Origin of the sequence: Exiguobacterium sp. SH0S1, from assembly GCF_004337165.1 — a bacterium.
In the GTDB taxonomy this organism is placed as follows: domain Bacteria; phylum Bacillota; class Bacilli; order Exiguobacteriales; family Exiguobacteriaceae; genus Exiguobacterium; species Exiguobacterium aurantiacum_A.
Genome location: NZ_SJVC01000005.1, coordinates 133,209 through 156,332 on the forward strand (window position 1 = coordinate 133,209; position 23,124 = coordinate 156,332).

Sequence of the window (23,124 nt, forward strand, 5' to 3'; positions counted from 1 at the left end):
CGGCCGACTTAGGAAGGCTGTCCCTGCTTCACGTGATACACCCAAATCTCTTCCCCGTTCGCTTCATCAATCAAGCCACTGTCCTCAAATCCGCCCTTCGCATAAAACCGTTTCGCTGGTTCGTTCGTCGGATGGAGACTGAGGATGATGTCATCGACATCAAATCGCTCTTGCATCCACTCAATCGCAAGTTGCAAAAATGTTGACCCGATGCCTTTCCCTTGCTCATCCATATCAATCATAAAGCGGTCGAGCCAGACGTAACGCTCCACCTTGTTCTCGGCCCCGACCATCATGAAGCCGACCGGTTGATTGTCTCGACAGAGCGCGTAGCACGTCCACGCGTACTTGACGTCGACGTCCATCTCGCGGAGCGATTCCGCGTTCGTTTCGATAAAGCGGGCCTGACCAGGTGCGACGGTCAAGGCGACGACCGCATCCAAGTTCGTCTCATCAATCGGTTGAATCGTCAACGCATCGGTAGCCATCGTTGTACCTCCTCCATGTCCTGCCCGCGTTTCGGCAAGATGTAGGCGCTGACCGACGAGTTATACAAATACACATAATCGGCTTCCTCGACGACTTCCTTGATGCCGCTCCATGAGACTTTCGTCTCCCCGAACGCATTTTTGTCACGAAGACCGTCTTCATCCAGATCCATCGTATGCGGGCCGATCATGCCTTCATTGCTTCGTTCTTGAATCATCCGCTTCGTCTGTTTTCGGATATGCCGTTCAAAATACTTCGGATAATACAGAAACCAGATGAGGCTGATGACGCCATACACCCCAAACAACCACCAGCTCGTATCTTGAAACAATGTCGCGAACGTCAAAGCGCCACCACTTAAAATGATGACGGGCCCGATGATGCGCTGCAGGAATAGCATCCTCTTTCCTATCTTTGAACGTCTAATATGACTCAAGTTGAAGTGAATGTAGTCTTCTTCCGTCAATTCGTATTGGATTTCCATATGTATCCCTCCTCGGTGTCGTATACGTCTTCGTTCAAGAAAAGTTCCGCTTCAGGCTCCTATTCGCTAAAATGAAAGCAAAGGAGTGACACGATGAAACAAATCCACCATCTCTGTATCCAAACGCCCGACTATGCGGCGTCAAAGCAATTTTATGAAACGCTCGGTTTTGAGCTCGTCCAAGAGTCACCCAACTTCCATACCCGGGCGTTCAACAGTTGGCTCAAGCTCGGCGACTTCTATATCGAACTCCAGACGGCGAAGACCGACGAGACGTTATCGCCGTATTCGAAACATGCGGCCGGACCCGTTCACTTCGCCTTGTACGTCGATGACCTTCAAGCGGAAGTCCGTCGGCTCGAGGCGCTCGGTGTCACGTTCTTGCCGAAACATGGCGGCAACATCTACTTCGTCGTCGACGGACATTTGAGCAAACTAAAAGCCCCGGAAGGCACGATCATCGAGCTTCGGGACACGTTTTTGATCAAGTGAGGCGCTCGCCTCGCTTTTTTCGTCCGTATCGCACACCCCCATGTTTCCCGCCACTTGCGAACAGGTACATGAAAAAGAATACAACGTGTACGTACCGTTTGGAGGCTATTTATGAAATATCTTGATTATTGGAGTTATCTGTCACTATCACTTGCCAAACTATTTTTATTCAGCGTCTTGACCGCGAGTGCGTTCAACGTTCATTTTTTACTCGTCAACGTCGGGATGATTCTCATGATGACGAGCTGGGCGTTGCTCGTGAAGACGAAAACACGGCGCTGGATTTTATTCGCCTCGCTGTTTCTACACAGTACACTCCTCATCTCCGACGTCTGGTATTATCGCTATTTCGGCAATCTGTTGTCGGTCGCGCTTTTGTCAGACGTTGGTCAGATGGGCGACGTCGGCGGCGGCTTCCTGACGTTGATTCAACCGACCGATTTTCTATTGTTCGTGGACCTGGTGCTTTATACCGCTGTCCTCGTCTATATGAGAAAAAGACCTGCGCAAGGCACAGGAAAAAATCGCCGGATCGCCGCTTCCGGTTTTGTCGTCGGCTTGACCGCCTTCGTCGTTCCGTTAACCGTCAGTCAGCCGAATGGTGACGAGCAAGCACCGATTTCGAACATGCGTGAATATTACGAGTACGGCTTTTGGGGGTATCACGGCCTCGACTTGTTCCGTGGCATCGGCGACCAACTCGGCTTCGGAGACGGCTTAACCGCACAAGAAGAGACGCGGCTCGGTACCTCGGCTCCAACCGACGTCGAGACAACGGCTGATACGAACGTCATCATGCTGCAGCTCGAGTCGTTCCAGACGTCGGTGATCGGACAGACGATCAACGGACAGGAACTGACACCGAACTTGAACGCGCTTCGTGACGAGATGTTGTACTTCCCGAACTTCTATCATCAGACGCACGAAGGCCGGACGTCGGACGCAGAATTCACGGTCAACACCTCGCTCTATCCCGTCAAATCCGGTTCAGTGTACACCCAGTACGGTGACCATACGTTTGACGCCTTACCTGAACGTTTGCGCCAAGCCGGCTATGATACGGCCGCGATGCATGCGTTCGATAAAACGTTTTGGAACCGCGACAACGTCTACGACAATATCGGCTTCAATCATTTTTTCAGCAAAGACGATTATCCCGCTCAGGACGTGATCGGCATGGCACTTAACGACAAAGACTTCTTGACCGCTTCCGTCGAAGCGATGGACACGTTAGCGGAACCGTTTTATGCGTTCATGGTCGCTTTGACGAGCCATACGCCGTACGACATTCCGGAAGAAGAGAAGCGTTTGGACTTGACCGGATATGACGATCCGCTGCTTCAAAACTATTACCATACCGTCCATTACGTCGACGCGGCCGTCGGGTTGATGGTCGATCAATTGAAGGCGAACGGGACGTGGAATAATTCGTTAGTCGTCTTTTATGGCGATCATGACAGCGGCCTGACCTCAGCAGGTGACGAGATGGCCGAGCAAGCGAACGCCGATTCGGCCGTCGAACTGTTTCAGCTCGACCGTTCTGTTCCGCTCTACATCAAACCAGCCAACTTGAACGAAGGTCGAACGATCGAAGCGAGCGGCGGTCAAACGGACATCGCCCCGACCATCCTAGAATTGCTCGGGATGGAGCCCGCCTACATGCTCGGCAGCCCGCTGCTCGACGACGAACCGAACTTGACCGTGTTCCGTAACGGGTCGTTCCGGTACGACACGCTCTACTATGTTCCAAACTTGACCGATCCCATCGGAAACGGGACGTGTTACGCGGTCGAGACAGGAGATGAGCTACCGCTCAGTCAATGTGAGCCTTTCATCGACGAAGCGGCCGAACAACTGCGTCTGTCCGATACGATCATCGAGAAAGACGCACTCTCTAAAAAGAAACGCGAATAAAACCATGCCGCCCTGATTCGCTAAGGGCGGCATGGTTCGTTTCAATATACTTTCCGCAACTCGGTCAGATCGATCTTCTTCATCGGCAAGAACGCTGCCGTCACCCGTGCCAACTGTTCCGGCGTGCCGGTCGTCAGCATCTCTTCCATTTCCCACGGCACGATTTGCCAGGAGACGCCGTAGCGGTCCTGTAGCCACCCGCATTGTTCGGCTTCAGGTATAGACGATAGTTCATCCCAATACGCATCAATCTGTTCTTGTGTCTCACAAAACGCAATCAACGACTGCATCTCGTTGAAAGCGAACTGGTGATGCTCGGCACTGTCCATGACGATGAACTCACGTCCAGATAAGACGAAACGGGCGTAGTTCAACTTCCCTTCTAATTCTGGGCCATCGTCTTTATCGTAACGGATCAGCTGATCGTCGAGCACGTACGAGTCCGGGAACACTGTGACCCAATCGTCCATCGCCGCCTCGGCCCGGCCGAACGCCTCACCGACGAATAACAGACACGGCGTCACCGTCTGGATGTCCATGCCACCGTTGTGCATGATTTGCCAAGAGACGCCGTGCTTGTCTTTCAACCAGCCGTAACGTTCACTAAAGTCGTACGTGTCGAGCGGCGTGAGGACGTCAGCACCGTCTGATAACTTGTCCCACAACGTATCGACTTCTTCTGACGTCGGGAGCGAGATCATATAGGAGAAGGACGGATTCCGCTCCTTCAAGTTACCGGCACCGAGCAGTTGAAAGAACTGACCAAAGAGTGAGACCGTGACGACCGTCGTCTCGCCAGGCGGAGTGTCGATAAGTTTCGTCGTATAGTCGACGAATGAATCCGGAAATATCGAGGCGTACCAATCGGCAATCGCTTCGACGTCTTGTTCGAACCAAATACACGGAATAATCGGTTGCGTGATCATCGGACTGTCTCCTTTCAGACCTCTTGCAAACGGTACACGTCACGGACAGCGAGTAACGTATCGGCAGCTTGCCGATACGCTTGATAGTGGCTTGAGTTGATATGATGGTCGAGCGCCGTCTCGTCCCGATACTTCTCGTAGAACACGAACGTACCCGGCGCATCGATCGACTCGTGTAACACGTAGGCGAGACACCCTTCTTCCTGCCGCGACGGCGGGATGACCTGATCGAGTGCTTGACGCAACTCACTCTCTTTACCCGGGTGAGCCTTTAAGATAGCTGTGATTGTAATTTCCATTGATCGTTCCTCCTCATCTTAGGACTGACGCAAAACTTTTCCCGTTTTAGAAGAGATGTATACGCAAATGGACACGCCTATTTTCAAGGCGTGTCCATCGTTTAGACGAGTTCGTTCGCAATCTCGTTCAATTCTGCAATTTGATCCTTTAACGAAGCCAACGCCTGTTGCTGCGACGTCGTCAACACATGCACGTCTTGACCGTTCTCTTCGAGAGCTGTCATCAGTGCTGACATTTGGCCCGTTACTTGATGGACTTTGTTCAGTTCTGATGCGACGACTTGGAGCTGGGTCGATGTCTCATCTACCGTGCTCGCTACCGTCCCTGTCGTTTGAATCATGGAGAGAATCGACGTCCCGCTCTTACGGACTTGTTCTTCCTGCGTCGACAAACGTTCTGTACTGCCATCGATTGCCCGTTCCGTCACTTGTACCTCTTGCATGACGAGTTGGATAATATCATTGATTTGAGATGAGGCTTGGGCGGTTTGAGCCGACAAATTTCGAATCTCGGACGCAACGACGGCAAACCCTTTCCCGTGCTCACCCGCTCGCGCCGCTTCAATTGAGGCATTGAGCGACAGGAGGTTCGTCTGAGATGAAATCTGCTGAATCGTCCCCGTGATGGTCCGTACTTCTTGGAAGCGCTCCGCCAACCCTTTAAACGCATGATTGACTTCACCGATACTTAAGTTCAGTTCAGCGAGCGACCGTTCTGTCGAGTCCATGTTTTCATGCGAGACGTGAGCGTCCTGCAAGACGCCACTTACTTGAGACGTTGTCTCCTGGAGCTGCTGCTGCATTCGTTCAAACGCCTGTACAGTTGAATGGATTTGTGAAGCGACAGTTTGAATAAGACCTGCCTGTTCAGATGTCCGTTTCGTCATCGAACTGATTTGTTCCGTCACCTGTTCTGAAGCATTTGTGACTGACTCGACTGAATCATTCATCGTGAAGACAGCTCCGTGAAGCGTAGTCGCACTCGCTGTCGTTTTCGCCATTGTCAGCTCGATTTCCCCTGCATGTTGTTCTGCTTTCTCTTGCTGCGCGAACGTCTCATGCAACAACTTTGCGCCAAAGAATGACACAAAGTACGCGCCAGACAAAGCCATTGTGAGCACCGTGAACCAAATGACGAGGTCGAGCGGCGTTGCAAATGAAAAGCGCCCGGTTAACACAGCTACGACCGAGACGATCAGCGCGAGCATGCTACCGTACAGTACAAGATGCCGATTCAAGTAGATCAACGTCAATACGATGTAAAGAAAGACGACATTTTGAATCGCCACACCTGGTAGCGTCAAGATAATCGCTGAAGCCGAAATGTACATCAATGTGACGAGCCCATACTTCAACCAAGCATGCTCTACATAGAAGCGATGGCCGAGCCATGATCCAATCTGAATGGCACTCCCCACCACAATAAAACTGACTGCGTCTTGTCCGGCGAGCTCCCCGATCCAGTACAAAACACCCATAATCGGATAAGAGAGGAAAAATAAAACGATCAACATACGCGATACTAACAACGAACTTATTTTCTCAAAATGATTCACCATGATTGTTGCCTTCTTTCAGTAGAATAGAGATCTACACTATACTTCGGTGCATTTTTTCCAATATGAAGTTTGTTTTTCGCTATTTTTCTTACATTGACTAAACAAATAAAAACTGTCCCTCAAATTGTCATTTGTACTTAACAATTGAGGGACAGTTTAATTGAATGACGTCTTGTTTAGTCATTTATTCTTTCGTTTGAACGGCCACCAGACACCGTCTCCGAACGATACGGTGATCGCCGGGATGAGAAGTGGCAGCACGATCAACCCGTACAACAACAGACCGGTGATGACGATCGTCGCGATCTGGACGAGGCTGAGTACACCAGACGGAATCATCGCCCCGAACGTCCCGGCGAGGATGACGGCCGCCGTCATGATGACCGTCCCCATCTTCGTCATGGCGTGGACGAGCGCGTCACGTACCGTCATCCCGTTAATCGATTCTTCACGGAACCGATCGAGTAGGAAGATCGAGTAGTCAATGCCGAGCGCGATCAACATGACGAACCCGAAGAACGGTACGGCCCAGCTGATGCCGTCATAACCGAGCCCTTCAACGAAGATGAGCTCCGTGATCGCCGCTGACGTGTAGTACGTGAGCAACAGTGACCCGATCATATAGAGCGGCATGATCATCGAACGGAATAGTACCGTCAAAACGACGAACAGCGTCACGAGCATGATGGCGACGGTCCGATTGAAGTCGTTTGTCGATGTCTCGTTTAAATCGCTGTTAATGCTTGAAATCCCGGCGTAACCGATGGTCGCGTCATCAAATGGAGTGTCCGTGACGACACGTTCCATCGTCTGTTTCAACGTTTCGACCGTATCGATCGCTTCCGGCGAGTACGGGTCCATATCAAGGATGACCTCGAGTTGTGTCGCCGTCCCCTCGTCGAACACGTAACGTTCGACGGCCGGGGCGAACTCATCTGACGTGAGCGTTCCTTCCGGTAAATAGACGCCCGTATCACGCAGGCTGTCCGCTTCACTGAGTGCCGAGAGGAACGCCACCGCGTCGCTAAGACCGGTTTCGATTTGCGCGAGCCCAGCGTTCGCTTCACCGACACCAGTCGCGAGTTGGCCGAGTCCCGATCCGAGCTCACTGACTTGCGCACCTTGCGCCGTCAACACAGACGCTGCTTCATTGATACCCGCCTCGATCTGACTGAGACCACCAGACACTTGTTGCAGTTGCGCCACGGTCGCCGGGATGTTTTGCGTTGCCGTGAGACCTTGTCCGATCAAACCGAGTTGGGCGTTCAGTTGGCCGAGTCCCGTCGCCGCTTCTGCGAGCGGCGCCCCGGCGTTCGTCGTACCAGCCGGCAGTTGACTGACGACCGCGTCTAGACCGGTCTCGACTTGAGCGAGCCCGTCTTGCACATCACCGAGCCCGGTCTCTGCCTCGGCAAGCCCTGAACTCACTTGTTCGAGTTGCGTATCGACATAAAAATCATCGATGACGTCACCGGTCGGACGTGTGATCGAACGGACACCGCTCACACCATCGACTTTTTCTAATTCGCTCGCGAACTTCTCGATGTACGAAATATCCGACTCGGTCAGTTCCGACTCTTGTTTCAAGATAATTTGAACCGGGAGCGATTCGCCTTGCCCGAACCCTTCCGAGATCAAATTGAGACCGCGCACCGAGTCGTAATCGTCACCGATCTCATCGACCGTATTGAACGACCGGGCATCGTCGTACGTGAACAACACCGGCACGGTGATCAGTGCGACGACAAGGATCGAGACGAACGGACGATTGACCGAGATGCGGCTGAATCCGGCCCACAGCTTGCTGTCGTGATGCTCGCCTGCTTTTTTCGACGGCCAGAACAAGCGATTCTTGAGCGTCGCCATAAAGAACGGCACAACCGTGAACAAGATAAGCAACAAGACGGCAATCCCGACCGCGACCGCGACGGCCGACTTGAAGATCGGGAAATCGGCAAATCCGATCGCGGCGAAGCCGACGAATACGGCGAGACCACTAATGAGCACCGTCCGTCCAGCCGTCTTATACGTGTTGACGATGGCGTCCTCGATCGCGTGCCCGGCACTGAGTTCTTCTTTATACCGGCTAAGCAGCAGGATGCAGTAGTCGGTCCCAATCCCGAACAAAATCGCCACGAGGAAAATTTGTGTGTAGTTCGAGACCGGGAAACCGAACCAGTCGACGAAGAACGCGACGAACGATTGGCTGAGGAGATAGGTGAACCCGACCGCGATCAACGGAATGAACGGGGTCACGATTGAATGGAACACGAGCAAGAGCAGTCCGAAGATCAACACGACCGTGATGATCTCGGTCTTCTTCAACCCTTCCTGCGCACTCAAGTTCACATCGTTGTTGATGATTTCTTCACCTGTGATGTAGACGGTCTCGTCTGTCGGGAGGATGTTCTCGCGGACATCGTCCGCGAAAGCGTTGATGTCCTCCATCGATCCTTCGACCGTGATCGGGACGAGGACGATACGTTCATCTTCCGAGACGAGTTGTGCCTCCGTCTCGGCGTTCTCGAACGGGTCGAGCACATCTTTGACGACCGTATCATTTTGTTCCAGCTCGTCGATTACCCGGGCAATATCGGCCCGTTCGGCATCTCCGAGCGCTTCAAATTCATAGACGAGCGAAATCGTCTTATCGCTCTTGCCCGCAGCGTTCAAGATGTCTTGCGCGCGTTGCGAGTCCATGTCTTCAGACAGTTGGAAACTTCCCGCCTGTTCTGCCTGTTCGGTCAAGTTTGGTGCCGCGACGAACAAGGCCGCCGTCAACAAGACGAGACCGATCAAGATGCCGAAGCGCCATTGAATAATTTTGCGCACGTGTTATTCCTCCCCAATTCGAAGCAGCTCTTTGATTTTCCGGAACGTCCGGACGAACTGTTCGATCTCTGCCTCATCTATTTTCCCGTCGAGTAGTGACTCGACATAATGGTAGACGGCCGTATCTGCCTGTTCGACGACGTGGTGTCCCGCCGCTGTCAGTTCGATCAACCGTTCGCGTTGGTCTTGCCCGCGTCGACTGACGACGAGCTGTTTCTCAACGAGTTTTTTTAAGCGGTTTGAAACGGCGCTCTTATGCACACCTTGTTTCATCGCCAACTGACCCGCTTGAATCGGGCCGAACTGTTCGAGCAGTTTTAATAGTTGGAGCTGTTCACGCGAATACTCGCGCCAGACGTCGCCTTCCATCGCCTCAATGACATGTTCCGCTCCGTGGAACATGACTTCTTCAAATAGTTGGACGGCCTCCCGCATCAATTCTTTCATTTTGGTTTACCCCCTAAACTAGTTAGAGATAGTTTATGCCCTAAACTAGTTAGAGATAGTTTATGCCCTAAACTAGATGAGGTCAAATAAAAAGACCGATGAAGTAGGCGCTTCATCGGTCCATTTCGTAAACGTATGTGTAAAAAGATAAGAATCGTCCTTCCCATTCAATCTGATGTATTTCATCTTCACGAGAAAAGCCAGAACGCATCAAGACGTGTTGGGACGCCTTATTATCTGTCGTCGTCTTGGCAATCAATCGTGTGAATCGAGGAAGGTTAAGCGTAAGTAATTGCTGAAGGGCTGCGGTGGCATATCCACAACCTACATAGTCCCCACCGATTCGATAGCCGATTTCCCCGGTCTCGAAATTGACATGATGGACGTTGAGACGCCCCACGATGGACTCACCATGCCAAATCAAATAATAATATCCATCCCCGTTCACTTGTTCGGCCAACAAATGTTCCAACGCCTGACGAAATGCTTCAGGTTCATAGTACGCGTCTCCACGGCTCGGGACGTAACGTTCGAAATAGGGTCGGTTCTCACATTCAAACGTGTACAATGCGATTTCGTCCTGTATGCGCAACGGTTTCAGACTCACCCGATTCACGTAATTAACGCCTCCTTTCTCAAAATCGTATCGTCGTGATCAAAAAAACCTTCCGCAGAAGGTTTAGGACCGCATCGCTGCCGCAACGCGGAGACCCGAGACGTACGCACTTTCGAACCGGGTCCGCCCTGAAGCGTCGTCCGGCTCGAGGAAGACGTCGCCCGCCAAGTAAATCGGTGCGTCGTTCAATTTATAGTACGGCTCGTGCCAAACGTCTGTCGCCTGGGCGTAGCGCCACCGCTTCAACTGTCTCGACTGAATCGCTACGTCTCCGGTCACGGTTGTTAGCAACCGCTCGATTTCTAGAAGCGTGTCTTCACTTGGCCGCTCATACCAAGCTTCACTCCACGCCTCATCCATGTAGACGCTGACGAGTTCTGTCGCCGAGATGCCTTTTTGCCGGTTGTTGATAATTTTCAACAGACCAGGTGCCAAGTCCGTATCGATAATCCCGTCCGCACCGATTTGGGTGTCGCCCGCGAACTCGAACAATCCGACGAACGTCGGGGCGTAAGTCAGCTCACGCAACGACTCAGCCACCTGACTCGATAAGTCAGCGAGCAGCTCGAACGTCTGTGGGAGCGGTGACGTGATGAGGAGACGGTCATAGTGGCGCGTCGCCACGTCTGTCGTGACGACGACCGTCCCACTCTCCATACTGACCGTCTCGACCCGCTCGTTCAATTGGACGGTCAAGCCGTCGGCCAACTGTTTGGCGAGCGCGTTCATGCCGTCACGGGCGATGTACCGCGGATACGGGTCGGCGTACCAGACGCTTACCCAGTCCCGCTCGACCCAATCGGCGACCGCCTGTTTAAGCGCTTCCCCGCGTACGGTGAAATAGACGGCCCCGTGATCGGCTTTCCCGGCCCCGATCCGTCGGGTCGCCAAGCGTCCACCGACGCTCTGGCTCTTCTCAATCAATTCAACCGTATGTCCTTGCTGGACGAGTTCCCGTGCTGCGACAATCCCACTAAGTCCAGCCCCAATGATTCCAATATTCATGTGCATTCCCCCTCTTTCAGGAAGATTGTATCACGAGTCAGCGTGTCACATCAGACTCGATGCGCTTCATGCCGAGCGGTTCCACTGCTCGTCATATTCTTGCCGAGCCTCTTCGTAGAGGACGGCAAATCGACTGACGACGAGAGGACGGATCAGCGCCGTTGCAAGAAGCAACGACCAAGAAGCCAAGATTGGCAAATCAAGCTGAATGTATAACGTGAGACCAATCAAAAACATCGGAATCATCGGCAAAATCAGTTTGAATGCGTCCCATTTTCGACCGTCCATTAAATTCCGTGACTTCGTGATCGCCTCCAATGCCGATAGTTCCGGCTCGTCGCGCAAGATGAAATACGTGAACGCATACGAGAAGTACTTCACGATGCCAGGTACGACCAACAATAGTGTCCATAAGACTTGGAACAACATGACGAGAAGCGTCGCAAGCAGGTGCTTCCCGTAACGATGACGAAACGGAGCGAAGACGTCACTCAATCGAACTGTCTGGCCTCGTACCGTCTCTAATATGAGCCAGTTGTATCCGACGATAACTGGGTAGAGGGCTATGTAAAATAAGATACCACCAAGGCTAAGAACGGTCAGCGCAACAGATTCTATCGCCAAGCCGTAATAGGTCGTGTCTACCATCAATCCTATCTCTAATAGAACCGAGCACGCGAACGACCAGATGAGCAACATCCCCGTCTTCCCTTTTAACGCAGTATGCGCTCGCTCATTCCATGTGTGAACCATATTGTTTCCTCTTTTCATTCGTGTTTCCTGTCATATACGTAACGCGACATGAAATGTTTCAAACTCCATAGAAAAACAGGGCATCGCCCTGTTTTTAGTCTTCTCGTCACTCTTTCGGTTCTAATTCATTTTCAGTCACCCATTTATGATTCGTCACTTCTTCTCCGTCTTGCAACATGAAGTTGACCATATACACGGTCGTTTGTTCACTGGAGTCGATCGTCGCGGTCGCGCCGTCCATGCCTTCCATATGATCGGCCTGAAGCGTCACCTCGGTCCCATCAGCAAGCGGGGCCGGTTCGGATGTATCGAGTTCTTCATGAATCACCCATTTGTGATTCTCGACCGGTTCCCCGCCATCTGTCGGTGTATACGTGACCGCGTAAGCTGTAGTCTCATAAGCACCGACGATTTTCGCTTCCGCGCCTTCCATCTCAAGCATATGGTCCGCAGTCAACACGGCCATCGAATCAATCGGATACGTCGGGTCTGCCGCTTCTTCTAACTCGGCAGGCACCTCACCCGATCCCGAATGGTCCATCGCGCCATGCTCCTCTTCTTCCTCTGCGATTTGTTCTTCTGTCACGTCAATCGCTTGGTCTTCTTCTGTCGTATCACCGCAGGCGGCGAGTGACGTCGCGAGCAACATGGCACCAAGTGTCGTCGCCCATTTCTTTTGTTTCATCGAATCGCTCCCCTCATTTGTGCCGTCTCATATTTACTGTACCCTGATTGCGCTCGGACAAGACATTTGTAGCGGATTCGTTATCTAACTGAAAAAACCGTCCTCGAACGAATCGAGGCACGGTCTTCGAATTAGTGGTGCTTAATCCTTCTTAAAAAATAGAGCATCGGTAATAGCAACAGTGCTGACACCCCGAGCCCCCCTTGAATCGACGTATATAGGGCGACGAGGCCGATGAGTGGACCGCCGGCGACTTGGCCGAACGCATCGACTTGACCGAACATCGACAAAATCGTCGCCCGGCCCTTGGACGGGAGCCGCTCGTTCGTCATGACGCTCATGAGCGGATAATGCACGTTCCGAAGCGCGGCAATCGTCCAATACAACAAGACGGCCACAAAGAATTGTCCGACCCATGCGAACGCAAGCATCGTGAGGATGAGCAAAACGTTGAACCAAAACAATGTCGTCGCGTAGCGTCCTTTGATGTACGTCTCGACACCTTTGAGGACGAGCATGTTCAGTAAAAACGCAACGGCATAAAACAGGCCGAACCAATAGATGGCCGCTTGTTCTGACAACCGAAACGTATCGATCAAATGAGCGCCCCACAACCGGTCGAACCCTTCGCTCGCGAGTCCCCAGACGAGCGTGATGGCGGCCAACCCAACGAGGATCGTATTGCCGCGGATATGGGCGTAGCCTTCTGCTACCGTCCGCTTCGCCTGAAGCAGATTTGAGGTGCCAGCTCGGGTGATCGGCTCAAACCTCGTTTCCGGGATTACTTTCCAGATGAGGAGCGCGAGTCCTATTAACAAACCTCCAGCGACGACAATCGTCGTTTGCACGGACGTCATTTCTGCGAATAGCACCGCTATCCCAATCCCGATAAAGCGACCGAGTGAACTGTACTGAGCGCCTCGTAAAAACACCTGTTCTAACTCCTGGTTCCCCATCTCATCGGCAATCCACGCCTGCTCGGCCCCGCTGATGAACGTCCAACCGATTCCCCACAGTGAAGAGGCGATTGCGATGGCCCAAAACTCTGGGATGCCGCCTTCTAACAAGTGGGCGGCCCCGATCAAACCGGTGCCGATGACAATCGACCGTTTGCGGCCGTACAAATCCGCGACGAGTCCCGTCGGCAGTTCGAACAGGAAAATCGATACTTCTAAAATCGTGCCAATCAAGACGAGCTGCAACGCGTTAAGCTCGGCGGTCGTCACGTAATAGATGGCGTTCAGCGTGAATACCATCTGGATGACAAGTGAGCGCGAACTCGTGACCATGTAATACAGTTGTTGAATCTTCAATTGGGTAGTCCTCCGATATGATTGTTCCAATACGGTGAATCATCGGAGGAGGTGGGCCAACTTATGAACGCACTTCCTCCGGCAGGATGAATGTTTTAAATGTTTGGATTCGCATGGCGTTCTCTCCTTAGTCGTTTATAAACTCAGTATATCAAGCCGGTTGACGCAACGTAAATCACAAAAAAAGGCCAAGATCTCGAAAGATCTTGGCCTACTCTTTATTCTACAGTTACTGACTTCGCCAAGTTACGTGGCTTGTCGACATCACAGTCACGCGCGAGTGCAGCGTAATATGAGATGAGTTGAAGCGGGAGTACTGTTACGAGTGGTGTGAGCAACGGCTCGACACGCGGCAAGACGAATGAATCACTCTCGTGTTCCATGCCTTCCATCGAGATCGTGCAGGCAACTGCGCCACGAGCGACAACTTCCTTGATGTTTCCACGGATGTTGAGGTGCGTGTTCGGTTGCGAGACGAGCGTGATGACCGGTGTGCCGTCTTCGATCAACGCGATCGGTCCGTGCTTGAGCTCACCGCCTGGGTAGCCTTCCGCTTGGATATACGAGATCTCTTTCAGCTTGAGCGCGCCTTCAAGACCAACGTATGAGTCCATCCCACGACCGAGGAAGAACGCGTTACGTGATTCTTTCAAGAACTTGTCAGCAAGCTGTTCGAAAATCTCTTTTTGAGCCATGACCGAATCCATGATCGTCGCGATGCGAGCGAGTTCCGTCATGAGGTCGAACGGAAGCTTCTTCCCGTTCGCACGAGCGATGTCGTAAGCGAGGATCGCGAGCACGGCGATTTGCGCCGTGTACGCTTTCGTCGATGCGACCGCGATCTCAGGGCCAGCATGGAGGAGCATCGTCTCGTTCGCTTCACGCGACAGCGTTGAACCGGCAACGTTCGTGAGTGTGAGCGCTTTGTAGCCGCGCTTCTTCACTTCGACGAGGACGGCACGGCTGTCGGCCGTCTCACCTGATTGTGAGATGAAGAGGAACAATGGTTTCTCCGTGAGGAGCGGCATGTTGTAACCGAACTCTGACGCGACGTGCACTTCTGTCGGCACACCAGCGACACGCTCGATCAATTGCTTGCCGACGAGACCAGCATGGTAACTCGTTCCACAAGCGACGATGTAGATGCGGTCGGCTTCTGAGACGAGCGAACGGACGCCTTCTGTGAGCTCGATGTCGCCATTGTCGTTCTGGTAGTGTTGGATGATGTTGCGGATGACGGCCGGCTGCTCGTCCATCTCCTTCAACATGTAGTGCGCGTACGTGCCCTTCTCGATGTCTGACGCATCGATCTCGGCCGTGTACGGCGCGCGCTCGAGCACGTCGCCGTCGAGCGTCTTGATCGTCGCCGACTCACGTGTCAAGATGACGATCTCGCCGTCGTGGAGCTCGAGGTACTGGTCCGTCACTTGGAGCATCGCCATCGCGTCCGACGCGACGACGTTGAACGTGCCATCACCAAGTCCGACGAGGAGCGGCGACTTGTTCTTACCGATATAGAGGCGTTCGCGGTCCTCTGAGTCGATCATCGCGATCGCGTACGAGCCGTGGAGCTCTGAGAGCGTCTTGCGGAACGCCGATTCGACGTCACCAAGCTCGACGAAGTTCTTCTCCATCAATTGAACGATGACTTCCGTGTCCGTCTCTGAGAGGAACGGCACGTCAAGCGTCGCCTTGATCTGCTCGTCGTTCTCGATGACGCCGTTGTGGACGAGCGTGAAGCGGCCCGTCGTGCTCTGGTGCGGGTGGGCGTTCGGTACGCTCGGTACCCCGTGTGTCGCCCAACGTGTGTGGCCGATTCCGATCAATCCGTCTACTTCTGCTGGGACGACTTCGCGTAGCGCAGCGATGCGACCGACTTCCTTATGAACGTTGACGTTATCGTGCATCAACGCAAGACCTGCCGAGTCATAACCGCGGTACTCGAGTTTCTCTAAACCTTTGAGAAGGATTTCCTTCGCTCCGGTATTCCCAATCATTCCTACAATTCCACACATACAAAAATCTCCTCTATATTCGATTTCTCGAAAAAGGAAACGGGCTTTTTCAAAGAGCTGTCAATGCGTTCCCCTTTGGCCGTCCGGTCACCCGGACGTTTTGAGGGATTGCTTTTAGTCATGACAGGCGACTAGGAGGCATCCGCCGAAATCTCGATAACCTCCAACCTCGTCAACTCATAAAGAGTTCTGGCGCTTTCTCGTACTTTGTGCCCCTCCGTTTCTAAGGTCACGCTCTTAATAGTACAAATCACACCCCCATCCGTCAAGAAAATCAGATGATTTCACAGTGACAAAACGGAAACAAAAAGGGAACCCAAAATTGGATTCCCTTGTGTTATTCCCTGTTTCGACAAAATTATCCTTCAACACCGTAATCTTCACGGACGACTTGAGCGATTCGTTCGACGTAACGGTCGCAGTCTTCCTTCGTCGGCGCTTCAGCCATCACTCGAACGAGTGGCTCTGTACCTGATGCACGGACGAGAATACGCCCGTTTCCGTTCATTTCAGCTTCCGCTTCTTGAATCGTTGTGAGCACGCGCTCCCCTGTCATCGCATCCTGTTTATTCGTGACGCGAATGTTGACGAGCGTTTGTGGATAGACCGGCATTTCAGCTGCTAGTTCAGACAGCTTGCGTCCTGTCGTCTTCACGATTTGTGCGAGTTGGACACCCGAGAGCATCCCGTCGCCCGTCGTCGAGTAATCGAGGAAGATGAGATGACCCGACTGTTCGCCACCGAGCGTGTAGTTATGCTTCTTCATCTCTTCGACGACGTAACGGTCACCGACAGCTGTTTGAAGAGCCGTCATACCTGCGTCTTCGACTGCTTTGTGGAAGCCAAGGTTACTCATGACTGTCGCGACAATCGTATTGTCTTTCAAACGACCTTTTTCGCTCAAGTATTTTCCGCAAATGTACATGATTTTATCGCCGTCGACGATGTCGCCGTTTTCATCGATCGCGATCAAGCGGTCTCCGTCTCCGTCAAACGCAAGGCCCATGTCCGCTCCCTTTTCGCGAACGAATTGTGCCAAGTGTTCCGGATGTGTCGAGCCGACGCCTTCGTTAATGTTCAACCCGTTCGGCGAGTTCCCGATTGTCGAGACGTTCGCTTCAAGGTCAGCGAACAAGCGAGCCGCAAGGCCGCTCGTCGCGCCGTGGGCACAGTCGAGGGCGATATGGAGACCATCGAGGTCCTCATCAACCGTCTGTTTCAAGAGTTGAAGGTACTTTTGTGCCCCTTCATAGTAGTCCGAGACGAATCCGAGATCTTTCCCTGTCGGACGCGGGAGTGTATCTTCCGCCGCGTCGAGAATCGTTTCGATCTCTGCTTCGGTCGCATCATCGAGCTTGAAACCGTCGCTACCGAAGAATTTGATGCCGTTGTCGGCAACCGGGTTATGTGAAGCTGAGATCATGACACCTGCTGTCGCGTCAAGCGACTTCGTCAAGTAAGCCACACCTGGTGTCGAGATGACACCGAGACGCATCACTTCCGCTCCGATTGACAAAAGACCTGCGATCAGTGCGCCTTCGAGCATATGACCTGAAATGCGTGTGTCACGCCCGATCAATACTTTCGGCTGTTCACCGGCTGGCAAGTGCTTCGATAACACGTAACCACCAATGCGTCCTAAACGATAAGCTAGTTCTGCTGTCAATTCTGAGTTCGCGACACCGCGGACCCCATCTGTTCCAAAATATTTACCCATATATTCGTTTCCTCACTTTTGTATGATTGAACGTCTCATTGAAGCGAAGACGTTTCGGTTTGGTCTTCGACGCTCGTTAACTCGACGTCGATTGTTTTCGGCGAGACGACCGTCGCGCCTTTCGGTACTTCATAGTCTACATCGACACCATGCAAACCACTCGGCAGACCCGTCAAATCTAGTGTCACACTGATGCTGTTCGACGTCACGCTCTCAAGGAGTGATCGTTTACCTGACAATGTGACGCTGACGACTTCCGGTGCTTGAAGCGTATAGTTCGTCCGATCATAGCCTCTGACCGTGACAGGCACGGTTAAACGGATGCGTTCCGTCAATTCCCCGGTATCATCTCGCGTTTGATCATCCGCTCGGACGAGTAGCTGGACTTCCACTTGTTCGGCAGCGAGCGATGATGCGCCTTCCGGCAGGACAAGCTTCGCTGTCACTTTCCCCGTCTGATCGACGCCATCAAGGTCAATCGGCTCGGTCTCAACACGGTCTAGTGCATCGAGCACTTCGCGCGGTGCGAAAACACGGACTTCTGTTTCCTCTAACAACGTGTCAACGAGCCTGAATTTATCGGCAACTTCACCGGTCGTGACAGCTTCAATCGGGAACACGGCACTTTGTTCATAGACAGGAACCGTGACGTTGATGATGTTCGGTTCGACCGTCACGTTAAGCGGGTTTCCGTTCGCATCTAAAATCGTCGGCGGCACCTCACGCGTGAACGTCTGATTTTGATTCGCCACATCGACGTTCAATGTGATTTCTTTTACGTTTTGAATCCGGCTTTCGCCACCAGACACTTTTACAGTCGCCGGCTCGATTTCCGCTTCTCCGACCACATACCCTTCCGGCAACTGGTCTTTATTTAACAAGTTGACCGAAACGGGCACTTCAACTGTCTGTTTGCGATCGATGTAAATTTCAACAGTGTCCCGCTCAAGCTTTACGTTGACGTCACCGCCGAAACCTCGTGCTTCCACCGGGACACGATGGAACCCAGTACCGAGGTTCGTTAAATCGACGAACACTTGATAATCTTTCACCAATTTTGTCATCGTCAAACTACTCGATGGACCTTGCAGCTCAACGTTCATCTCTTCCGGAACGTTGTACGCGACGTATTGTACTTCATCGAAGAATACTTCGACAGGAACGTCAAGCGACATCGAGCTTTGCCCGACAATCGGCAATGCATTTGTTGAATTGGTCGACGAGCTCGTCTCGGCGACCATAAAATAAAGAAGGATGGCTAAAGCAAGTGCGATGATGCGGAGAAACCATTTATGTTGTAACCACTGATCAATCACTTACTTGTCCCCCCCTTTTTTATTAAAGAACGAGAGTGTCGTCTCTTTTTCTTCAATAACAAGTTCTTGGATCAACTTGTTGCGAAGTGCCTCCTCGTCTAGCTCGCGGTATAAACGTCCAGCAATCGCTAGAGATACCGCACCCGTCTCTTCTGAAACGGTGAGCGTCACGCTATCGGTCACTTCACTGACCCCGATCGCGGCCCGGTGTCTCGTCCCGAGCGCCTTATCGATGTGCGGGCTTTCCGAGAGCGGTAAATAACAAGCCGCCGCTGCAATTTTCCCGTCTTGGATAATCATCGCCCCATCGTGAAGCGGTGTATTCGGAATAAATAAATTGATAATCAGTTGTGACGTGATGTGCGAGTCCATCCGGATACCGGTTTCAACGTATTCGTTCAACCCGGTATCTCGTTCAATCGCGATCAACGCCCCAATTCGACGTTTCGACATGTACTGTGCCGAACTGACAATCGCTTCGATCATTTGTCGTTGCTTGTCCTCATCGCTCGTGCTCGTACGACCGAACAAATTGCTCGTTCGCCCTAAGTGCTCGAGCCCGCGTCGAAGTTCTGGTTGGAAGATGATGATGATCCCAAGCAAACCATACGTGATCACTTGGTTCAGCAAGAACTGTAACGTCTTTAAACCAAAAAATCCGCTGAGGAACCAGCTGACGAGGATGATTGAAATCCCTTTTATCAGTTGGACCGCTTTTGTCCCACGGACGATCATCATCAGTTTATAGATGACGTACGTGACGACGACAATATCTAAAACGTCATTCAAATAATCGTACCAATGTACGTTCTCTGAAAGACTAAAAAATGATAAGATTGAAACCTTTTCAAGTAGCGGCAAATGCTCCCCTCCTCAACTACCTAGCCAATTCGTGCAAGTTTCATTATATCATATTTCCCAAACGACGCATCGTTAGATGACAAAACGAAACCAGATTGAAACGAATGAAAAAAGACGCCCTGAGGCGCCTCTCTTAAAGTATTTGTTTGATGGAGTACCAAACCCACTCAAAAATCTGCTCGATTTGTTCGAGCTCTCCGGTCACTTCACCCGCACTGGCCAAATAGGCTCGGCCGTGCACGGCTGTCGCATTGCCGTTGACGGTACCTTCGATCCGCAGGTCCCCACCTTGGACCGTAATGTCACGATCGACGATGACGTCTTTCGGCACGACGACCTCGTTCGCTGTGACAACGATTCCAGGTACTTTCGTGTACGTCATGGTTTCGGTAGACCCGTTCCATAAACCGAGTGTCGCGCTCGACATTAAACTAAAGAATAGTAAGGCCGCGACGAGTCCCGGATGCTTCCGGAACCAAGTCATCTGTTTCGAATGCGGTTTTCTCCGTGGCCGTGGACGGTCTTCAAGACGCACGACCGGTGTCGCCGGCGGAGACGTTTTCGCTTCAGGAATGGCCGCCATCACGCGCGCCGTAAAATCGTCTGATAGCTTAGGACGTGGAAGTGCTTTAAGTTCGGCATCTATTCGTTCGTACTGAAGGTACGCCTCGTATAAGGCTTCGTCCTCTAGTAATTGACGTAATTCGTCAGATTCTTCGGGCAGGATGCCATCTTCCAAGTATTGTTGCAGTTTCTCTTCAGGAGTCAATTGAACCCCTCCCTGTTTTGAAAGATTGTTTTTAACATTTCTCTTCCCCGGAAGATCCTTGTTTTAACCGTTGCGACCGGCATATCGATCATGACGCTAATTTCTTTGAGCGACAAATCGTCCACGTACTTGAGCAGTAACGGGATACGATATTTGTCCGGCAGTTGCTGGATTGCCTCATGCATTTCGCCTCGAATCTCGCGGTGAACGACTTGGGCGTCGGGTTGGGGGGCATCATCGGCCAAATGGTCTTGATAGGTGAGACCATCCGTGCCAGCGATTTCGGCATCCATCGAGTACTCCGGCTTTCGCTTTCGGAGACGGTCGATGGCGACGTTCGTGGCGATTCGATACAACCATGTCTTGAACTTATACTGCGGATCATACGTATCAATCCGGGTATATGCACGAATGAACGTCTCTTGGGCAGCATCCTCGGCTTCGCCACGATCGTATAAAATCTTAAAGGCGACGGCAAAGACACCATCCTTGTACAGTTCTACCAGCTCAGCAAACGAATCGTGATTCCCCGACCTTAATTCGTCTACTAAACGGGTGGTCAGCCGTTCCATCAATCCACTTCCCCTCTCCGCAACCTATGCGGTCAATACAGTATACGTTCAGTTGTCTGATCAGGTTTCACATCACACAAAAAAAGTTTCCAAACCCATTGTAGCAAACGGATTTGGAAACTGTAAGGCGGTTAGACTATTTTGCTTTCCAGTAACAGGTTTTCTTTGGATTTCAAAATCGTTTCGCATAAACTGAAGGCGAGTTGAGCGGTTGTATCCTCTTGGTCAAGTGCAGGGTTCAATTCGACGAGCTCGATCGCAATCAACTCGTCGGCTTTCATCGCTTCCGCCAAAATTGCTTTCCCTTCTTCAGCCGTCAAACCGCCCTCGACCGGGGTCCCTGTTCCGGGGACGAGTTGAGCGTCCAAACTGTCCATATCAAAGCTTAGATAGAAGCGATCGACACGGTCACGTAAATACTCGATCGTTTCAGCCATGATTGTCTCGACGCCACGTGTCCGAACTTCTTCGATCGTCACGACCTTGATTCCAAGCTGCTTAATCGCTCGCATCTCTCCCTCATCAATATCACGTAAAGCGATGTACACTAGATGTTCTGGCGCAAGCTTTGGTTCACGCCCACCGACTTCCGTCAATCGGATGTCACCTAGACCCATCGCAGCGGCAAGCGGCATCCCGTGGATATTGCCTGACGGTGATGTTTCCCCCGTATTCAAATCAGCATGGGCATCGACCCAAATTACTCCGTACGGTCCGGTTTTGGCGAGCCCAGCGAGTGTCCCGATTGCCATGCTGTGATCGCCCCCAACGATCAACGGGAATCGATTTGCTTCAATATCGGCAGCAACGACGTCTGCCAGCTCATTGACCGTATACAAGACGCCGTCTACGCGCTTTAAATGTTCTTCATTCACTTGAATTTCTGACTCTGGCAAGACGCGAATCGTTTGTTGTAGCGTCCCCGTTGGCAGTAACGCCTCGATTCCGAGTGTTCGCAATTTAGTTGGACCTTGATCGACTCCGTGTTTCCCCTGTCCGTAACGGAGTGGTACTTCAATATATGACCATTGCATAGCCATTCCCCCTTGAGCGATTGATACCTACATTGTAAACGCTACCAAATGTGTGGTTCAACTTAACACGCCGGTGAATAAACATGCAAAAAGGCAGCCTGAATGGTGGCAGGCTGCCTTTCTCTGTACTCTTAAGTGAATGGTTTCATGGATTTAGGCAAAAAAAAACTTAAGTCGTAAGTAACTTAAGAAAAAAAACAAGTGGTGGAGCCTAGCGGGATCGAACCGCTGACCTCCTGCGTGCAAGGCAGGCGCTCTCCCAGCTGAGCTAAGGCCCCGTTACAGGGAATAAATATGGAGCGGAAGACGGGATTCGAACCCGCGACCCCGACCTTGGCAAGGTCGTATTCTACCACTGAACTACTTCCGCGAAAAAAATGGTGAGCCATGCAGGGCTCGAACCTGCGACCCTCTGATTAAAAGTCAGATGCTCTACCAACTGAGCTAATGGCTCAAACCTGGTGGGGGGGGGCGGATTCGAACCGCCGAACCCGAGGGAGCGGATTTACAGTCCGCCGCGTTTAGCCACTTCGCTACCCCCCCAAGGAGTGCCGGCGAAAGGATTTGAACCCTCGACCCTCTGATTACAAGTCAGATGCTCTACCAACTGAGCTACACCGGCATATATGGTTTGATTGGTTAATTAAAATGGTGGAGGATGACGGGATCGAACCGCCGACCCCCTGCTTGTAAGGCAGGTGCTCTCCCAGCTGAGCTAATCCTCCAAAATGGTGACCCGTACGGGAATCGAACCCGTGTTACCGCCGTGAAAGGGCGGTGTCTTAACCGCTTGACCAACGGGCCTTATTGGCTCCGCAAGTAGGATTTGAACCTACGACCTACCGGTTAACAGCCGGTTGCTCTACCACTGAGCTATTGCGGAACGATCTTGCCTGGCAACGTCCTATCCTCACAGGGGGAGACCCCCAACTACTTTCGGCGCTGAAGCGCTTAACTTCCGTGTTCGGCATGGGAACGGGTGTGGCCGCTTCGCTATCGCCACCAGACAAGGGAATTGTTCCCTGA

Annotated in this window: 21 protein-coding genes, 8 tRNA genes and 1 rRNA gene; 2 read left to right on the forward strand and 28 right to left on the reverse strand. The window is 52.1% G+C overall.

Features of this window, described 5'->3' with window-relative positions:
• Positions 1-8: 8 nt before the first annotated feature.
• Entirely contained in the window at positions 9-488 is a 480-nt protein-coding gene (locus EVJ20_RS12390) for a GNAT family N-acetyltransferase (RefSeq protein ID WP_084812999.1), read from the reverse strand.
• The gene (locus tag EVJ20_RS12395) at positions 470-973 is read right to left on the reverse strand and encodes a YcxB family protein (RefSeq protein WP_070329303.1); all 504 of its coding nucleotides are present in this window, start codon (positions 971-973) and stop codon (positions 470-472) included. The genes EVJ20_RS12390 and EVJ20_RS12395 overlap by 19 nt, the downstream gene beginning before the upstream one ends.
• Positions 974-1,066: 93 nt before the next feature.
• Here EVJ20_RS12395 and EVJ20_RS12400 point away from each other — a divergent pair, with 93 nt between their 5' ends.
• Together EVJ20_RS12400 and EVJ20_RS12405 are read left to right on the forward strand one after the other, a co-directional pair.
• Complete coding sequence (locus EVJ20_RS12400) at positions 1,067-1,465, forward strand: VOC family protein (protein WP_131508339.1); 399 nt, start codon at positions 1,067-1,069, stop codon at positions 1,463-1,465.
• 111 nt (positions 1,466-1,576) lie between these two features.
• Positions 1,577-3,379 (forward strand): LTA synthase family protein, encoded by a 1,803-nt coding sequence (locus EVJ20_RS12405; protein ID WP_131508341.1) that lies wholly within the window; start codon positions 1,577-1,579, stop codon positions 3,377-3,379.
• A 41-nt stretch (positions 3,380-3,420) separates the two neighbouring features.
• On the opposite strand, the gene EVJ20_RS12410 is transcribed toward EVJ20_RS12405, so the two are convergent.
• The 26 genes from EVJ20_RS12410 to rrf form a co-directional block, all read right to left on the reverse strand.
• Positions 3,421-4,305, reverse strand: coding sequence for a VOC family protein (locus EVJ20_RS12410; RefSeq protein WP_131490324.1), 885 nt, complete (start codon positions 4,303-4,305; stop codon positions 3,421-3,423).
• A 14-nt stretch (positions 4,306-4,319) separates the two neighbouring features.
• Entirely contained in the window at positions 4,320-4,604 is a 285-nt protein-coding gene (locus EVJ20_RS12415) for a putative quinol monooxygenase (RefSeq protein ID WP_131508343.1), read from the reverse strand.
• Positions 4,605-4,705: 101 nt separating this feature from the next.
• The gene (locus tag EVJ20_RS12420; RefSeq protein ID WP_131490325.1) at positions 4,706-6,163 is read right to left on the reverse strand and encodes a methyl-accepting chemotaxis protein; all 1,458 of its coding nucleotides are present in this window, start codon (positions 6,161-6,163) and stop codon (positions 4,706-4,708) included.
• A gap of 180 nt (positions 6,164-6,343) precedes the next feature.
• Positions 6,344-8,995 (reverse strand): MMPL family transporter, encoded by a 2,652-nt coding sequence (locus tag EVJ20_RS12425; protein WP_131508345.1) that lies wholly within the window; start codon positions 8,993-8,995, stop codon positions 6,344-6,346.
• 3 nt (positions 8,996-8,998) lie between these two features.
• Positions 8,999-9,442, reverse strand: a complete 444-nt coding sequence (locus EVJ20_RS12430) for a MarR family winged helix-turn-helix transcriptional regulator (RefSeq protein ID WP_070329310.1) — start codon at positions 9,440-9,442, stop codon at positions 8,999-9,001.
• A 112-nt stretch (positions 9,443-9,554) separates the two neighbouring features.
• Positions 9,555-10,058 (reverse strand): GNAT family N-acetyltransferase, encoded by a 504-nt coding sequence (locus tag EVJ20_RS12435; RefSeq protein ID WP_131508347.1) that lies wholly within the window; start codon positions 10,056-10,058, stop codon positions 9,555-9,557.
• A 63-nt stretch (positions 10,059-10,121) separates the two neighbouring features.
• Positions 10,122-11,063 (reverse strand): NAD(P)/FAD-dependent oxidoreductase, encoded by a 942-nt coding sequence (locus tag EVJ20_RS12440; protein WP_236636410.1) that lies wholly within the window; start codon positions 11,061-11,063, stop codon positions 10,122-10,124.
• 66 nt (positions 11,064-11,129) lie between these two features.
• A complete protein-coding gene (locus tag EVJ20_RS12445; protein WP_131508351.1) occupies positions 11,130-11,816 on the reverse strand; it encodes a DUF975 family protein in 687 nt (228 codons plus the stop codon).
• A 106-nt stretch (positions 11,817-11,922) separates the two neighbouring features.
• Positions 11,923-12,501 (reverse strand): YdhK family protein, encoded by a 579-nt coding sequence (locus EVJ20_RS12450; RefSeq protein WP_070329312.1) that lies wholly within the window; start codon positions 12,499-12,501, stop codon positions 11,923-11,925.
• Between the two features lie 131 nt (positions 12,502-12,632).
• Entirely contained in the window at positions 12,633-13,814 is a 1,182-nt protein-coding gene (locus EVJ20_RS12455) for an MFS transporter (protein WP_070329313.1), read from the reverse strand.
• A gap of 218 nt (positions 13,815-14,032) precedes the next feature.
• Complete coding sequence (gene glmS / locus EVJ20_RS12460; protein ID WP_131508353.1) at positions 14,033-15,829, reverse strand: glutamine--fructose-6-phosphate transaminase (isomerizing); 1,797 nt, start codon at positions 15,827-15,829, stop codon at positions 14,033-14,035.
• 358 nt (positions 15,830-16,187) lie between these two features.
• A complete protein-coding gene (gene glmM / locus EVJ20_RS12465; protein WP_131508355.1) occupies positions 16,188-17,546 on the reverse strand; it encodes a phosphoglucosamine mutase in 1,359 nt (452 codons plus the stop codon).
• Between the two features lie 35 nt (positions 17,547-17,581).
• Entirely contained in the window at positions 17,582-18,862 is a 1,281-nt protein-coding gene (locus EVJ20_RS12470; RefSeq protein WP_070329316.1) for a CdaR family protein, read from the reverse strand.
• Positions 18,863-19,723 (reverse strand): diadenylate cyclase CdaA, encoded by an 861-nt coding sequence (gene cdaA, locus EVJ20_RS12475; RefSeq protein WP_016508862.1) that lies wholly within the window; start codon positions 19,721-19,723, stop codon positions 18,863-18,865.
• 133 nt (positions 19,724-19,856) lie between these two features.
• Positions 19,857-20,492: a polymer-forming cytoskeletal protein gene (locus tag EVJ20_RS12480; RefSeq protein WP_131464882.1), complete on the reverse strand. Its 636-nt coding sequence runs from the start codon at positions 20,490-20,492 to the stop codon at positions 19,857-19,859.
• Positions 20,489-21,064, reverse strand: coding sequence for an RNA polymerase sigma factor SigW (sigW, locus tag EVJ20_RS12485; protein WP_070329318.1), 576 nt, complete (start codon positions 21,062-21,064; stop codon positions 20,489-20,491). Before sigW ends, EVJ20_RS12480 begins: the two co-directional genes overlap by 4 nt.
• A gap of 131 nt (positions 21,065-21,195) precedes the next feature.
• The gene (gene rocF, locus EVJ20_RS12490) at positions 21,196-22,098 is read right to left on the reverse strand and encodes an arginase (RefSeq protein ID WP_131508358.1); all 903 of its coding nucleotides are present in this window, start codon (positions 22,096-22,098) and stop codon (positions 21,196-21,198) included.
• A gap of 202 nt (positions 22,099-22,300) precedes the next feature.
• Positions 22,301-22,376: transfer RNA gene (locus tag EVJ20_RS12495), tRNA-Ala, on the reverse strand.
• Between the two features lie 17 nt (positions 22,377-22,393).
• Positions 22,394-22,468: transfer RNA gene (locus EVJ20_RS12500), tRNA-Gly, on the reverse strand.
• A gap of 8 nt (positions 22,469-22,476) precedes the next feature.
• A tRNA-Lys gene (locus tag EVJ20_RS12505) sits at positions 22,477-22,552 on the reverse strand.
• A 5-nt stretch (positions 22,553-22,557) separates the two neighbouring features.
• Positions 22,558-22,641: transfer RNA gene (locus tag EVJ20_RS12510), tRNA-Tyr, on the reverse strand.
• Positions 22,642-22,647: 6 nt separating this feature from the next.
• Positions 22,648-22,720 (reverse strand) — tRNA-Thr (locus EVJ20_RS12515).
• Between the two features lie 27 nt (positions 22,721-22,747).
• Positions 22,748-22,823 (reverse strand) — tRNA-Val (locus tag EVJ20_RS12520).
• Positions 22,824-22,827: 4 nt separating this feature from the next.
• Positions 22,828-22,902: transfer RNA gene (locus EVJ20_RS12525), tRNA-Glu, on the reverse strand.
• 4 nt (positions 22,903-22,906) lie between these two features.
• Positions 22,907-22,981 (reverse strand) — tRNA-Asn (locus EVJ20_RS12530).
• A gap of 8 nt (positions 22,982-22,989) precedes the next feature.
• Positions 22,990-23,105: ribosomal RNA gene (rrf, locus tag EVJ20_RS12535) — 5S ribosomal RNA — on the reverse strand.
• Positions 23,106-23,124: the final 19 nt, after the last annotated feature.